We start from the raw sequence: 13,274 nt of genomic DNA on the forward strand, positions 1-13,274 counted from the left end.
GAATTGGATGAATATTTCAATTATCACGGTCGGCAAACTGAAAGAAAAATATTTAAAACAAGGAATTGCCGAGTATACAAAGCGGCTGTCTGCCTACGCAAAAGTGCAGGAAATCGAGGTCTCAGACGAAAAAGCACCCGAGCATTTGAGTGAGGCAGATATGTTACTAGTAAAACAAAAGGAAGGCGAACGTATTTTGGCGAAGATATCCCCAGATACGCACGTCATCGCCTTGGCGATTCAAGGAAAGCAGCGGACGAGTGAAGAGTTCGCCCGTGAACTCGATCAACTCGCGACGTATGGAAAGAGTAAAATCGCCTTCGTTATCGGAGGATCGCTCGGTTTGTCGGACGATGTGATGAAGCGAGCCGATGATACGATTTCGTTCTCGAAGATGACGTTCCCCCACCAACTCATGAAGCTCGTGTTGTGTGAACAGATATATCGGGCATATCGGATCAATCGGAATGAGCCGTATCACAAATAAACGTTATTTCTGAGGTATAGATATTAACGAACTCTCTTCTCTTTGTTATTTACGTGAAGCAAATGAATTTGACAAAAGCGAAGAACGTGACTATTCATGAAAATCATCTAAGTTGGACCTCAAATTTATGTTGCTACTGGCTATTAATACAAAATTTGAGGTCATGGATGATATACGAATCACAAAAGTTTGGTTGTGCACTGTAGATTACACTGAAATACGCTTCGCTACTCTATCTAAAAATCTTTTTCTTCGATGATCTTTCCCACTACTCGTAAACGGACTATTCAACCATTTCACATTTTTAAGTCCAATCCCTTTGAATGTTCTACGAATAAGAGTTCCTTCAATGGGATTCCCGGCCAAAAATTTTAAATACCACGTTGGCACTTCCGAAGTAGAAATGACAGTAGTTTTTTTAATATGAGTAAGTAATCCTTTCAATCCAGTAGATTCCTCTACATAGGCAAAATTTTTTAACATGACCTTGTCAAGAAACCCTTTCAAAATAGCTGGAACATCAAACCACCAAACAGGGAAGATAAAAACTAATTCATCACTGTCGCTTAGCATCTCCTGATATTGATTCACTAAGGGATCTCGGGATTGACCTTGCGAATAAAGAGATAAGTCAGATTCACTTAAGACAGGATTAAATTGATCCTTATTTAAATCAATGATTTGGTAATCTTTTTTCCGACGGACTAACTGTTCAATTGTTGTATCCATAATAGATTTATTGAAACTACCATGCCATGGATGAGCAAGAATGATTGTTGTTTTCATAGGTAACCCTCCTACTATTTTTAGAATTTAAATAACCTTTAATTTGAGCATATGCTTTTATTTGAACAATTGCTCAAATAATATATCTGCAATATAATGTTAGTGTAGACGCTAGGTCAATAAGTAGAGAGGTATTTATACAAATCCCTCATTTTGTACAAATTAAGGAGTACTTATGCTAAAGCAACAACCTATAAATATGAATTCTAAGAGATCAATCAATCTTTTAGTGAATACTATGTTGGAATTAATACATCGAACGAATTTTACGAATATCACCATATCAGAACTTACTAAAACTGCGGGATTGGCGCGAAATACATTTTATGCTCACTTTGATACGAAAGAAGATGTACTAACCTATCATATGTATCATATATTTCGACAGAGGATTCAACTTGCCTCAACAGAAGCGAAACAGGAGCAACTTGATTTCGATACGTTGTATTTTGAAATATGGAGTGACAACATCGAGTTTTTAAATCTCTTAAAAGAAAATGATTTACTTCCGATTTTAAATCGCTTTGAGGAACATTTCGATTTACTTTGTACAGATTTTCAAATTTATGAGAATTGCAATGTATCTGAAAAAGCAGAAGTATATGCGAATGCGGTATACGCGGATTCATTAGCAAGTATTGTGAAAAGGTGGATGAAGACCGGCATGAAAGAAACTCCACAAGAGTTAAGTAATATTTTTAAAGAGTTTATACGATGAACATTGTTTACGAAATTTGCTCGGACTCTAAGCATGATTACGGAACTAAAAAAGCAATTGGCGACGAATAATACTAAATGGTGAGTAGGTGGGTCTAAAAACCATCTACTTTTTTATTTGAAAAACTAATTTAATTGAATAAAAATTAAATTTATAGAATTAAAGTAGGTATAATATGTATATGAAGGGTTCATTACATAATTTTAGAAGGCACTTGAATACATAAAAAGGAGATTGATTATGAAAAGAATGATTGGGAGAGTCTCATTCGTTTTACTCACACTCGTCTTGATTGGTGTCATTGCGATTGTAGTGATCAAGCCAGGTGTATTTTCAACTAATCAACAGGCTGATGTATCGCTCGTCAAAGATCGACTCGTCGAATTGACGGAGTTGACAACGTTAAAGTATGAATACAGCAACGTCATTGTCAGTCGAAACACGACATCCGTATCGTTGATCGGATTAAAAGATGTCAAACTAGCGGAAGCAATCAAGCTGATTGAATACTCAGGATACCTCAAGGCGGGTACGGACCTCTCTAACATGGAGGTCTCTTACAATGACACGACTGAGAAATTGACTGTCACTGTACCTCACTCAACCATTTTAGACAACGTAGCGAATACGGATGATGCTGTAGTGACAGATGTAAAAGGGACACTTTTTTCTGACTACCCCTCGCAATTGATTTTTGATGAAATCAATAAAGAGAAGGCAAAAATGGAAAAGACTAAGATTGACCAGGGCTTGCTGACAGAGGCGGATAAACGCATTGAAGCGTTCTTGACAGAGTTTTTAAAGAATAGCGGTTATGAAACTGTAGCAATCGAATTCAAATAATCGTTATATCATGATGACGCGATAGGTTGAGAAGATGGTGCCAGAAGTGTACGAGGCAGAACCACTCGATTTATAACTCGAATATGTTTTATCATCTCCTGAGATCGCATCGTAACGATGTGGTCTTTTTCATGCATAAAATCGCTCAACTCCAAGCTTTTCCTCCTATGAAGAATTGAGGATTTCGAAAAATTGTGATAGAATCACAAGGCAAATGATTATCATTATCAGTCAATAAGAATAGATGGAATCGAACAGTTGAGTGAATGTGAAAGGATGAATACAATGAGCACGCTTGAAGCATATAATATGGCATTTCGAAATGGATTGGAACTAGAGGACGATGTGGTCCTTGAAGAGATGAAGCTCGGGGAATCAACGGAGTGGGATTCGATTGGACATATGACCCTCATCGCTGAAATCGAGGATGCGTTTGACGTGTATATCGACTCGGATGAAATGACGGAGTTCCATTCGTATCAGTCTGGTATCGCGTTGTTGCAACGTCTCGGTGTGGACATCCAGTCATGACGCTTTTTCAAACACTCGAGCAGTACACGAATCGTGAGGCGGTCTATGCGGACCGCTCTTATTCATATAAAGAGATGTTAGAGGTCGGGGACTCGATTTGTCAAGAAGTCGGCGAACGGTCGCTCGTCTTCTGTCTATGTGCCAACCGGGTCGAGTCGCTCTTCGGGTATGTCGGTTTCCTTCGGGGACGCGTCGTACCCGTTTTGTTGGACGCGGATATCCCAGCCGAGCAATTACAGAAGTTGATGGAACGGTATCAACCGACGCACGTCTGGGCTCCTGAGACGAGGGAGGATTTGGCGAACTCGTTGGATGCCTTCTATGGCTATGGTGGCTACGCCTTATTTGAAACCGAAACATCGGTTCGCCACCAACTTCATGAGGAGCTGGCCCTTTTGTTGACGACATCAGGTAGTACCGGAAGTCCGAAATTTGTTCGTCTTACTTATAAGAACCTATCAGCAAACGCCACATCGATCATCGACTATCTCGACATCGATCAGACGGATAAACCAATCACGACTCTGCCGATGAACTATTCGTATGGACTCTCCATCATCAACAGTCATCTGTTAAAAGGAGCGACCCTCATCCTGACAGACCGCTCGATCGTTCAAAAAGAGTTTTGGGAGCTGTGTCGTGCCGAGCAGGCGACGACGTTTGGTGGGGTACCGTTTCATTATGAGATGTTGAAACGATTGAAGTTTGAGACGTACGACCTCCTCAGTCTGAAGAAGTTGACGCAAGCCGGTGGCAAGTTAGATCCGAAGCTTGCGCAGCACTTCTCAACAGTATGTGAAGAGAAAGGGATTCAATTTTTCATCATGTACGGTCAGACGGAGGCGACGGCCCGGATGTCGTATTTACCGGATCGGATGCATGCGAAAAAAGCCGGTAGCATCGGAATTGCCATCCCTGGTGGAACGCTCACGTTGCGTGACGAAGCCGGAAATGACATCAAAGAGGCGAACGTGACAGGCGAGTTGGTATATCAAGGCGACAACGTGTCGTTTGGGTATGCGACCTCGTTAGCGGACCTTTCAAAAGGTGACGACAATCACGGTGTTTTACGAACAGGTGACATGGCGTATCGCGACGAGGATGGATATTTCTTCATCGTCGGCCGAATCAAGCGCATGATCAAACTGTATGGCAGTCGAATCAGCTTAGACGAAGTCGAGGCGCTCCTTCGAGAGCATGGACATGATTGCGTCTGTGCCGGAGAAGACGACCAATTATACGTGTATACGTTACAGGATGACGTCGCACGCATTCAAAAAATCATCAAAGAACAAATCAAGGTGAAAGGTGTTCGGGTGATGCAGATTGACGAGATTCCACGTAATTCGTTCGGAAAGATTCGTTATGCCGCATTGCCGAAGCGAGAACTTGTGACCACCTGATCGTCAGGAATCGGTACATCGTCAAGTTTCATAACATCAGGTGGTAAATATGACTTTTATTTCGATTGAATTTCTCTTATTTTTAACATTCATCGTTGGAACCTATTACGTGGTTCCACATCGATATCGGTGGGTGCTCCTTTTGTTGGCGAGCTATGTCTTTTACGCCACGTTGAGCGTTCAATTCATCCCGCTCCTGCTGATCAGTACTGCCTTTACGTACGTCATCGGGATTTTGATCGAGAAGCAAGAGAGGAAAGAACAGAAAAAACGGCTCATGTGGGTCGGTGTCTCGGTGCTCGTCTTCTTCCTCGGCTGGTTCAAATATTTTAATTTCGTCAATGATTCGCTCCGTTCGTTCGCCGCATGGAGCGGATTTGATTATGACGTCCCGTATAGAGAAATCGTCTTACCGTTGGCGATTTCCTTTTATACGTTCCAGGCCATCAGTTACGTGGTGGACGTCTCGCGCGGGAAGCAAAAAGCGGAGCGTCATTATGGCTATTTCTCGGTCTATTTTGCCTTCTTCCCGCAACTTGTGGCGGGTCCGATCGAGCGGGCGAAAAAACTGTTGCCGCAGTTGAAGACGGAGCAACATCTCGACTATGACAACATCAGCTACGGCATCCAGCGCATCATTTGGGGTTTCTTCAAGAAGACATTGATTGCCGATCGGTTGGCCCCGATTGTTGCAAGTGTGTTCAATAGCCCGGACCCGACCGGTTCGGAGATTGTGCTCGCGACGATGTTGTTCTCGATTCAATTGTTCGCGGACTTCTCGGCATGCAGTGACATCGCCATCGGCTGTGCACGCTTACTCGGGATTCGCTTATCGGAAAACTTCAAGCAGCCGCACTTCGCCGTATCAATCGCCGACTTCTGGAACCGCTGGCATATCACGCTTTCGATGTGGCTACGGGATTATATCTTCATGCCGCTCGCAAAAGGAAAGAAGAAGCGCGAACAGATTTATGGTGCCATCCTTGCAACGTTTTTAGTAAGTGGAATTTGGCACGGAGCCGCATGGAACTTCGTTTTATGGGGACTCATTCATGGAATCTATCGCGTGTTCGGTGACCATACGAAACAGCAGCGTGAAAAAATGGCGTCATGGGTCGGATTTGACCGTGTGCCGACACTGCATCGGTGGTGGAAAATCGCCATCACGTTCCAGCTCGTCTGCTTCTCACGGGTATTCTTTCAGTCGCACTCGATGGCAGAAGCGTTCTCGCATGCCAAACTATATGTGACACCGTCTTCGTGGGCACCGTCAGGCATGATGCAGGCGATTCAAATGTTCTCATTGCTCGATTTGATCATCTTCCTCGTCGTTTTTGTCGTCGTTCACTTGTTCCAACATATTGAACGGTCGAATGGATCGGCTTGGGACTGGATGGCGCGTCAGTCTGCGGTGACGAGCGTGGCCATCAACTTGTTCTTGATTGTCTCGGTGTTCTTGTTTGGCGTCTCGAGCCAAGGATTTGTATACGGTGGGTTCTAAGATGGATGGAAAGGAATTAGCATGAAGCGTTTAGGAATCAAAATAGGTGTCGTGTTACTCGTCATCATCGCAATCTTCATTCCCGTCAACGAGTTCGTGAAAGAGTCGTGGGAGTATAATAATAACCGAGCTGTCCTTGCCTTCAAGGAAGACCCTCACCCGGTCGACATCATCAATCTCGGGACGTCCCATGCGATGTACGGTTATTCATTCAAGTCGCTTGGATTGTCGCATTTGGATTTGGCGTTACCGAGTCAACCGATCGAATATGACTTGAAGATGTTGAAAGAATATGATGAACATCTGAAGCCAGGTGGGGTCGTGATTGTCTCGTTATCACAAATCACGTTCAGCAATTCGGACGTCGGTCGGAAAGAAAATTACTATCGCGTGTTGAAACGGGAAGACTTGGAGTCGGTCAGTTGGTTCAACTACTATACGCACGAACGCTTCCCTGCATTAAACAGTGGGAGTGCCTACGCTGCCATTTCCCGGGAAATCCGAGATTTTCGCTTTGATGTGCATAAGCCATGGGAGAATGGGGGGCTGAACTATTCCGAGCGTAAGTATGAGGAAGTCGCCGCTCAATACGAGAATGCCGTGAACAATCACAAGATTGAAGAGAATATGGCACATTTACAAGACATCATCGATTACTGCAAGAAGCAAGGCTATCGTGTCGTCTTAGCGATGGAGCCGGTCCATTCATCGTATCATGCGTATTTTGACGAAGCGATCATGGAACGTCTCGTGTTTCAGCACCTAGAGAAGCTGGATTTAGATGTTCCTTTCCTCAATTACATGGGGGATGAACGGTTCATTCACAAACAATCCTTCTTCCATAACCCGGACCATTTGAATGGGGACGGGCGAACGTTATTGTCTACGCTTGTTTATGAAGATTTGAAGCGGTTGGGGTATGTACAAGGAAAATAATCTGATCTTCATTCAAAAAACGATGCTCGCAAAAGTCCAAAATACCGCTAGCATAGATGTATATGTAATAAATACAGTCTTGCCTGACACTTGTTGCTTAGAGAAACGTTGGAATAATCGATTGGCAATCGTCTGACCGATGACGACAGATAGAAAGATAATCACCATTTCAGTGAATAGTGAAAAGTCGTTACGGAAAATAAACATCATTGCGACAAAGAGAATCATGGAACTGGCTAGCGTGATGAAGAAACGTTGTTTATTCAAGTGAATCTCTCCTTTCTCTCATTGATACGTGTATGCTGAAGAAAAGATTCAACGAAATGGGGGATGGTTCCAATCGAAACAATCTATTTAGCCGGAGGATGTCTATGGGGCGTCCAGGCATTCGTGAAGACGTTACCCGGCGTCCTCTCGACCGAAGCAGGTCGGGCAAATGGGACGACGGACACGTTGGATGGGGAATATGACGGATATGCGGAATGTGTCAAAACGACGTTCGATCCGGATGTGGTGACGGTCGAAAAATTGATGCACTATTTATTTGAAATCATCGACCCATACAGCATCAATCAACAAGGAATCGATGTCGGCGAGAAGTATCGGACGGGTGTCTACAGTGAGGAGTCACGACACTTGATGGAGGCGCAAGCGTTTATTGATCGACGACCGGATGCGGATCGAATTGCTGTTGAAGTGAAGCCGCTCACGAACTATGTGCGAAGTGCGGACGAACACCAGGACCGTCTGACGCGTTGTCCGGACGATTATTGTCATATCCCGAAAGACTTATTAACAAAATATCAGAACGTTTAATTATCAAAGGCGTCTCTTCTGAGATGCCTTTTTCATTTTTTTTCCAAATGAGTAAAGCCAAATGGACGAGTTTCATGTCTAATGAGTGTAAGGGAAAAAACGAAAAGGGGGGACGTTCGATGAAACGTCTCATTCAGAAAGCGCAACGAGGTAATGATCAAGCGTTCTTAAAGATCTTTCAGCATTACGAGGCCGACCTATATCGGATGGCCTACGTATACGTCAAAAATCCGGATGATGCGCTCGACGTCGTGCAAGAAGTCGCTTATCAAGCATTTAAAAAGATCGGGACGTTACGGGAACCACAATTTTTGAAGACGTGGTTGATGAAGATTGCCATCAACTGTGCGCTCGATGTCATGAAGAAGAGGCAAAATGTGATTCATTTGATACCGGAGTTTGAAGAGTCAATTGGAAGTATGGAAACGGATTACGCGATAACGATGACACTCGCTGACATGATGGATTCCCTTCATGAGGATGAGCGCAGCGTGGTCGTGTTGAAATATTATCAAGACTACACGTTTCAACAAATTTCAGATTTATTGGAATGGCCGATTGGGACGGTGAAGACAACTTTATATCGAGCTGTCGATAAATTGAGACGAGAATGGAAGGAGGTCGATTGCTATGGATCGTGAGATGAAGCGAGTGTTGGCAGACATCGAAATTCCGGGTGAGCTACGGGAGCGGGGGCGCCAAGGTGTGAAGCGAGCGAAACAAGAAATGCGCCGGGAACCAGGATTTATCCGTCGGCGGTTGATGACGGTCGGAATCGCAGCGGCACTACTCATCCCTACTGGTGCATTCGCTTATCAATCCCTCTTGGCGGATGAGTTATACGGTTCGTTTGACGAGATGAAAGTACATATCGTCAGTGCTACTTTAGAGAAATACTTGTTATTGGACGCCAAATTGAATCAAGCGAAAGGAGTATTGGGTGAGGCAGAATATAAAGAGTTCGAGCGAGGTCTGAGCAACTTCACGGATACGCGAATCGCTTATGGAAATACGAACGGAAATGTCGATTATGAAGCGATTCCGAAGGCGGAACGAGCGGAAGTGAAGCAGGCACTTGCTGATCTTCAGCCATACTTCGATCAATTGAACGATCAGCCTGCTGCACGTGATGTGTTGACTGCTGAAGAATATGACGCATATATCGAAGCGCTTATGCGAGAAGAATCGATTCGAGTACGTGCTGGGGAGTATGTCGAAGACATGCCGGATGAGTTGCGACAGTCTTATGAAGAGGCACTCGCGATTATTCGAGAGGTCAATCGGAAGCAACAACAAAACTAGTCATGGTTCATAAGGATGGGAAAATATGTTATCTTCATCATGTTCTAATTCAGAAAATGAAAAAGAGGTACAAACATGTTCACATTCGGAATCATTGGTGGTGCAAGTCTTCTTTTAGTGGCGTTCGTCTTCGGCGTGACATATCTTGTCATCCGATCCATTGTAAAAATGATGAAAAAGTAAAAGAAGGAGGTGGTCACTCAAATCGAGTGATCAACTCCTTCTTTTTACGTCCGTTCGAGAACATTCACGAGCATCTGATGGATGACAGTATGATCGTTCGGGTCATGAAGCTGATAGGGACTGCCGGGGAGCGTATATACATCTTTCGCTCCGACGTACGTGATGTGGAGTGTCAAGGAACCATCTTCCTGACACGCCGTCGTCAGTTCCAACTCACCACTGATGACACCGACTTCTTCCGTCATGACACCGTGGGTTGCCTTAAAGATCGAAGTGATTTCGTTCATTCGAAGACTCCTTTTCTAACTCAGTAACTGCAAGCATTGATGGCTGTCGTGAGTGCTGACTTCTCTGCTGATTGAAGGCTCAAGCCCCAACGACTCTTCGTTTCGACCCACATCTTCGCATACGCACAGCGAGCGCCGGTGCGAGGGGGTTGCCATGTCGACGGATCTTGGTCTCCTTTTGAGCGGTTCGATGAAGCGGACACCGCAATCAATTGAGGACCGTTCAAGTCGTTCGCAAAGCTTTGACGTTTTGTCGTCGTCCAGCTGCTTGCGCCAGAGCGCCATGCTTCAGCGAGCGGAACGACGTGGTCGATATCAATGTCAGAGGCTGAGGTGAACGTGATTCCGTCATAGTAACTGTACCATGAGCCAGTCGCAACCGGACATTCGTCAACGACCGAGTCAGCATCTCGTTTCAAGACGATGTGACGCGTGTTACAACCGCTTCCTTGACTCGACCAGTGCGGGAAGAGGTCACGACTATACCCCGTCATCGACCCTTCATTTTTGACAGTGAGGGCATTCAGTTTCGTGAGCGCGTCCGCTTTCGATGGGATGTTCGGTGGGAAAGCAGAGACTGGTGTAGCGTCAAACGATGCGGAAATCCAGACGAGCAAGGCGACAAGTGCGACAGACATAAGTTTCTTCAACATATAAAGCCTCCTACTATGTATTTGGAATGAACACTTGTCGAGCAAGTGGGCAACCTTTCATCAAACAACTAGTGAGACAAACATCACGCGATAAATTCAACTTGATCATACACAGGACGATTTTGAAAAAGTGTGAAAATCTGCAAAATGATTAGAAAGACTATCGCAAATCCTTCTCTAGCATTAATGGACAATCCGGTGTTATTTCTTTGGAACTAGTGAGCGATCAGGACTGGTATAATGGGTGACATGGATGGAGAGAAAAGAAGAGGTGGATGGAATGAACAAGAAAGAGATTGCGGCGATTCGCCGACAGTTTAAAGTAAATGCGACAAAGCTAAAGATTGCTGACTTATATACGATTTACATCCGACAGGAAACGAATGAGATTTATTACGAAGAGTTGCGTCCGTTCCCGTTCTTAGAAGAAGAGCAGCAGGAGCTGTTTTTGACGAACTTCAAAAAAGTGCTCGGTGGAAAACTTGATGAAAAACTGTTCGAAGTGAAGTTCCAATATCCTGAGGAAGGTCAAGTCGACCATACGCAAGGCTTGCTGTATGAAGGACTTCGTACGGAAGAGACCGACGTCTGGACGGACTATATGCAACGCATCGCGTTGAAGATGGTGAAAGACACGCCGTTTGAGAAGGATATGGTCGTGACGTTCATCCGGGGGAATTATAATAAGCCGACGAACCGGTACTCGGAAGAGTCTGAGATTCACGCGAACGATGAGGTGTATACGACGAAGTTCATCCTCGGCAGCATCAGCCCGACAGAGCTTCCGAAAAAATCACTCGTCTTTGACTTCGTCGAGCGGGAGTTCAAAGCCAGCTTGATTGTGAATCCGATCATCAAACTCGAGGCGCCGATCGGCGGATTCTTATTCCCGTGCTTCACGGACAACGCGGCCGATGTGAACCATGTGCTTTATTCGGCACACAAAGCGCATCAACCGGATATGACGTTCATTGAGAACGTGTTGAACGGTTCGGAGATTGTCACGGCAGTGGAAGAGAAGGCGGTCTTCGAAGAAGTGGTCAAAGCGGTCATCGGAGAAGAAGTCAATTCCCGGACTCTCGCGACCGTTTATGATGAGATCAATCAAATCATTGTCGCCGAAGAAGAGAACGAACAGGAAGAAGAGAGAGTAGCGATGCTCGACTCCCGTGCCGTCGAGGTCGTCTTACGGGCGAGTGGTGTGGAAGATGTGACGACGGAGAAAGTCGAGCAGGCGTTCAAGCAAGTCGTCGACGATACGAAATATGAGATGAAAGCGACGAGTGTCGTTCCGAAGTATACGTCAAAATCAATCAAGATTAATACAAAGGTCGCAAATATCTCGGTCAGTCCGCAAGACTTGAAATACGTGAAGCAGGTGAACTATAAAGGGAAACCGTGCTTGTTGATTGAAGTGGAAGAGGAGACGGAGATTGAAGGGTTCAAACTCATCTCGGAAGAGTCGTTAGACTAACTGTGGGAAAATTGTTGCATCCGTTCGAGTCGATGAGAAGAATCATGTGTCTATTTCGGGATACACAGGGGATGTTCAAGATTTTCGATTCCAGCAATGAATCCAAGACACAACTCTTGGGCTCTTTTTTGACAATCGATGTGACTTTAGCAGTGGAAGGAGGGAAAGCCCTGTACATAGCCTAAGCACCGTCGGGGATATGGTACGACCGGAGAGGATGTAGGTGATTATTTTCTAACATCCTTTACATAGATGAAGCTCAACTTACTATTCTCGGAAGGTATAAAAACCCTCTAATGTAATGAGTAACAAATAATTATAGTATTAAAAATGACTCAGTAATAATACCGGAGTCATTTTTTGAATTTATTGATCAGAATTTTTATTGGTACGCAGTGTCGATGTATTCATCTTTTCTTATGGCCTTGGCATAATAAGTTACTCTTCCAGTAGGTGTGCCATAATGATATTCGGTCGATTTAATATGTTGGAATGTAAAATCTCCTCGCACTCCTAACTTACTGTATCTACGAGCGTCTGCAGGGAAGGTAGACGATACTGAAACCGAATGAGTGAATCCGGTACTTAAAGTGAACTCTTTATATTTGTAACTACCGTTCACTGAGTAGGTTTTATTTGTAGTTAATACATGCGAGCTAACTTTTCTCCATTCAGGTGTTCCGCTATGATAACCAATCCATAGCTTTGAAGCATTCTTAGTGCTTATAACTTCAGGTTTCGTAATATATCCTCCAGTACTAAATGTTTGGTAGTTGCTAGGCGGTGAATATGATTCGTAATCTTCTTTCGATTGGAAAAACAGAATTTCTCCATTGTCTAACACTTTACTATAAGGATACTCAGATAATTCTGGGGAGATATTTTGTATAACGTCATTGAGATCTACAGTATCTATCTTTTCTGCGTTAGCAAAATCTACATTCGCTCCCCAAAACAAAAAAACGATAAAAGTCATGATAAATGTTTTTTTCATATTACCTCTCCTTGTTAATTTTTAGAGTATTTCGTGTGCGCTTCCACACTTATATGGTAATATAAGGTAGTGAGATATCAACTGAAAGGTGGATAATTATGAAAAATTTGTCATCTGTGATTTTGCTATGTTCCTCTTTATGGATGGGTATTTATTTATATGGAGAATATGCTGTTAGTTCTGTCAAATTTGATATTTCTTTAGTAACATTTCCGGTAGCGCTTTTTATATTGTCTATCGTATTCTTTTTATCTCCTAAAGAAGGTTTTCAATCTAAAGAACATAAATTGAATGATTAATTAAGAATTCAGAAAAAACTCAATCATCTATAGAAAAACAAGGGAAAAGAGCATAAGGATA

17 protein-coding genes are annotated in these 13,274 nt (G+C 43.8%); 12 read left to right on the top strand and 5 right to left on the bottom strand.

Translation table 11 applies throughout. The features are described 5' to 3' along the window. The first annotated feature begins 7 nt into the window (after positions 1 to 7). Positions 8 to 487, top strand: a complete 480-nt coding sequence (gene rlmH, locus GVY42_RS10980; protein WP_074034007.1) for a 23S rRNA (pseudouridine(1915)-N(3))-methyltransferase RlmH — start codon at positions 8 to 10, stop codon at positions 485 to 487. Between the two features lie 207 nt (positions 488 to 694). Here rlmH and GVY42_RS10985 read toward each other — a convergent pair whose 3' ends face one another. Next, positions 695 to 1,273: an NAD(P)H-dependent oxidoreductase gene (locus GVY42_RS10985; RefSeq protein ID WP_159563200.1), complete on the bottom strand. Its 579-nt coding sequence runs from the start codon at positions 1,271 to 1,273 to the stop codon at positions 695 to 697. Between the two features lie 175 nt (positions 1,274 to 1,448). On the opposite strand from GVY42_RS10985, the gene GVY42_RS10990 reads away from it, so the two are divergent. The 6 genes from GVY42_RS10990 to GVY42_RS11015 all read left to right on the top strand — a co-directional run bounded on the left by GVY42_RS10990 (position 1,449) and on the right by GVY42_RS11015 (position 7,205). Continuing rightward, positions 1,449 to 1,991, top strand: a complete 543-nt coding sequence (locus GVY42_RS10990) for a TetR/AcrR family transcriptional regulator (RefSeq protein WP_159563201.1) — start codon at positions 1,449 to 1,451, stop codon at positions 1,989 to 1,991. A 240-nt stretch (positions 1,992 to 2,231) separates the two neighbouring features. Next, on the top strand, positions 2,232 to 2,834 hold the full coding sequence (locus tag GVY42_RS10995) for a DUF4230 domain-containing protein (protein WP_159563202.1): 603 nt from the start codon (positions 2,232 to 2,234) through the stop codon (positions 2,832 to 2,834). Positions 2,835 to 3,119: 285 nt separating this feature from the next. Continuing rightward, positions 3,120 to 3,365: an acyl carrier protein gene (locus GVY42_RS11000; RefSeq protein ID WP_015880247.1), complete on the top strand. Its 246-nt coding sequence runs from the start codon at positions 3,120 to 3,122 to the stop codon at positions 3,363 to 3,365. Further along, positions 3,362 to 4,768, top strand: coding sequence for an AMP-binding protein (locus tag GVY42_RS11005; protein WP_159563203.1), 1,407 nt, complete (start codon positions 3,362 to 3,364; stop codon positions 4,766 to 4,768). Before GVY42_RS11000 ends, GVY42_RS11005 begins: the two co-directional genes overlap by 4 nt. Positions 4,769 to 4,817: 49 nt before the next feature. Continuing rightward, a complete protein-coding gene (locus tag GVY42_RS11010; RefSeq protein ID WP_159563204.1) occupies positions 4,818 to 6,269 on the top strand; it encodes an MBOAT family protein in 1,452 nt (483 codons plus the stop codon). A gap of 21 nt (positions 6,270 to 6,290) precedes the next feature. Then, the gene (locus GVY42_RS11015; RefSeq protein WP_159563205.1) at positions 6,291 to 7,205 is read left to right on the top strand and encodes a hypothetical protein; all 915 of its coding nucleotides are present in this window, start codon (positions 6,291 to 6,293) and stop codon (positions 7,203 to 7,205) included. Between the two features lie 12 nt (positions 7,206 to 7,217). Here GVY42_RS11015 and GVY42_RS11020 read toward each other — a convergent pair whose 3' ends face one another. Further along, positions 7,218 to 7,472 carry a hypothetical protein gene (locus tag GVY42_RS11020; protein ID WP_159563206.1) on the bottom strand — a complete coding sequence of 85 codons (255 nt, stop codon included), beginning with the start codon at positions 7,470 to 7,472 and terminating at the stop codon, positions 7,218 to 7,220. Positions 7,473 to 7,544: 72 nt separating this feature from the next. On the opposite strand from GVY42_RS11020, the gene GVY42_RS11025 reads away from it, so the two are divergent. The 3 genes from GVY42_RS11025 to GVY42_RS11035 all read left to right on the top strand — a co-directional run bounded on the left by GVY42_RS11025 (position 7,545) and on the right by GVY42_RS11035 (position 9,323). Next, a complete protein-coding gene (locus GVY42_RS11025) occupies positions 7,545 to 8,021 on the top strand; it encodes a peptide-methionine (S)-S-oxide reductase (RefSeq protein ID WP_159563668.1) in 477 nt (158 codons plus the stop codon). Positions 8,022 to 8,140: 119 nt separating this feature from the next. Then, on the top strand, positions 8,141 to 8,662 hold the full coding sequence (locus tag GVY42_RS11030) for a sigma-70 family RNA polymerase sigma factor (RefSeq protein ID WP_159563207.1): 522 nt from the start codon (positions 8,141 to 8,143) through the stop codon (positions 8,660 to 8,662). Then, the gene (locus tag GVY42_RS11035; protein WP_159563208.1) at positions 8,652 to 9,323 is read left to right on the top strand and encodes a DUF3600 domain-containing protein; all 672 of its coding nucleotides are present in this window, start codon (positions 8,652 to 8,654) and stop codon (positions 9,321 to 9,323) included. The genes GVY42_RS11030 and GVY42_RS11035 overlap by 11 nt, the downstream gene beginning before the upstream one ends. A gap of 227 nt (positions 9,324 to 9,550) precedes the next feature. Here GVY42_RS11035 and GVY42_RS11040 read toward each other — a convergent pair whose 3' ends face one another. After that, entirely contained in the window at positions 9,551 to 9,793 is a 243-nt protein-coding gene (locus tag GVY42_RS11040; RefSeq protein WP_031424128.1) for a hypothetical protein, read from the bottom strand. A 20-nt stretch (positions 9,794 to 9,813) separates the two neighbouring features. Further along, the gene (locus tag GVY42_RS11045; RefSeq protein WP_074035207.1) at positions 9,814 to 10,446 is read right to left on the bottom strand and encodes an HNH endonuclease family protein; all 633 of its coding nucleotides are present in this window, start codon (positions 10,444 to 10,446) and stop codon (positions 9,814 to 9,816) included. A 280-nt stretch (positions 10,447 to 10,726) separates the two neighbouring features. Here GVY42_RS11045 and GVY42_RS11050 point away from each other — a divergent pair, with 280 nt between their 5' ends. Further along, on the top strand, positions 10,727 to 11,920 hold the full coding sequence (locus tag GVY42_RS11050; protein ID WP_015880257.1) for a DUF4317 domain-containing protein: 1,194 nt from the start codon (positions 10,727 to 10,729) through the stop codon (positions 11,918 to 11,920). A gap of 382 nt (positions 11,921 to 12,302) precedes the next feature. Here GVY42_RS11050 and GVY42_RS11055 read toward each other — a convergent pair whose 3' ends face one another. Continuing rightward, positions 12,303 to 12,914 (bottom strand): hypothetical protein, encoded by a 612-nt coding sequence (locus GVY42_RS11055; RefSeq protein WP_074035206.1) that lies wholly within the window; start codon positions 12,912 to 12,914, stop codon positions 12,303 to 12,305. A gap of 98 nt (positions 12,915 to 13,012) precedes the next feature. Between GVY42_RS11055 and GVY42_RS11060 the strand changes: the two genes are divergently transcribed. Continuing rightward, positions 13,013 to 13,213 carry a hypothetical protein gene (locus tag GVY42_RS11060; RefSeq protein ID WP_159563209.1) on the top strand — a complete coding sequence of 67 codons (201 nt, stop codon included), beginning with the start codon at positions 13,013 to 13,015 and terminating at the stop codon, positions 13,211 to 13,213. The last annotated feature ends 61 nt before the right edge of the window (positions 13,214 to 13,274 follow it).

Origin of the sequence: Exiguobacterium sp. 8A (genome assembly GCF_902506275.1) — a bacterium.
GTDB lineage: Bacteria > Bacillota > Bacilli > Exiguobacteriales > Exiguobacteriaceae > Exiguobacterium > Exiguobacterium profundum.